This is a genomic window from Paenibacillus sp. EPM92, from assembly GCF_016586185.1.
Taxonomy (GTDB): Bacteria; Bacillota; Bacilli; order Paenibacillales; family NBRC-103111; genus Paenibacillus_G; species Paenibacillus_G validus.
The window spans coordinates 1-1,184 of record NZ_BCPS01000127.1 but is presented as its reverse complement, the minus strand read 5'-3'; the positions used below and the strand labels follow the sequence as shown (position 1 = coordinate 1,184).

The window sequence follows — 1,184 nt, the reverse complement described above, 5'->3', positions numbered from 1 at the left end:
GGCGAATATACGCATCTGCGATTCCGCGCTTCCCATCGGGCGCATGCCGCTTGTGTCGATCCCCTTCGCCTGGAGTGTTTTTCGGTAGTCGTCCAAATGCTTCTCGTGCCGCTTCAGAAAGCTTTTATACGGCTTCCAATCCTTCCGCTTCTCTTCCGCTATCTCTTGCTCCGACACGCCTTCCAAGGCCGCCATAAGCGCGGCTGCGTCCTGTTTGGCCAGCGACCGTCTCACGGTCTCCCATACCTTTGGCAAATGTCCGACAAACCGTTTCAAATCACGCGCCACATGAAAGCGATCCAGCATATACAGGCATTGGTGGAAGTAGGATGTACATTCCCCGATCCACGCCGCGCCGTCTCCGTTCACCACAAGCCACGTGTTCTCGTCGATTTCGTAACGCTCCACCAGAAAGTCCCCGAACCCTTCCCAGAAGTCGCCGCCGCTCGTATGCAGGTAATGCTGTTTATTTTTCAGCTCCACCCGCTTGCCGTTCTTCTCCCAGCCTTCGTGTACGACCGCGATTGCGTTCTCCATCCCGCGCTTCTTGCTCCGCTGCAGCTTCGTGTATAGCCCATCCACTTCCACGAACAATACTCGCGCTGGGCGTCGCTTCACCTCAGACATCGGCTGTTCCGCACGCTCCATCAGTTTTTCCCTGATCGCTTGATGGCTTAGCACATTGTATCCCAGCAGCTGCTCCAGCCGCTTAGCGTTGTCCCGGTACGACGGTCCTTGGCTTGCGAATGCGATGGCTGTCTCCTCCAAATGCGGACTGACTTTCCCGCGCCCTTCGAATTGCAACAGCTGATCCAGCAGATACACGTATTTTCCGCTTCTACGATCACAATACAATCTCCGCTTGAAGCGCACGTTCCCGAACACCGTGTTGACGCTTGTTTCACGCTCGTCCTTTACTCGATAACGCTCTCGGTCCCGTTGCTCCAGGATCTGCTGATCCAGCGCCTCCAGCACCTGCTTCATCGCACGAGCGAATTCCTCCTGCATTTTCCGGAAAATCCATTGCTCAATCTCTTTCATCGTCGGCATTGTTGTGGTAAAGTGGCTCACAGGAGCTTCCTCCTTCTTGGTGTGTTGTGCGCAAACATCACTTTACCAAGGGAGAAGCTCTTTTTCTATATCCGCTTTTTCCAATTCCTACACCCACGGAGATTTTACACTAA

General features: G+C 54.1%; 1 protein-coding gene. It reads right to left on the bottom strand.

Annotated features, from left to right (window positions below; translation table 11 throughout):
• On the bottom strand, window positions 1–1,071 hold a 1,071-nt coding region (locus JMF85_RS27780), incomplete at its 3' end, for an ISLre2 family transposase (protein WP_201319396.1).
• Window positions 1,072–1,184 lie beyond the last annotated feature (113 nt).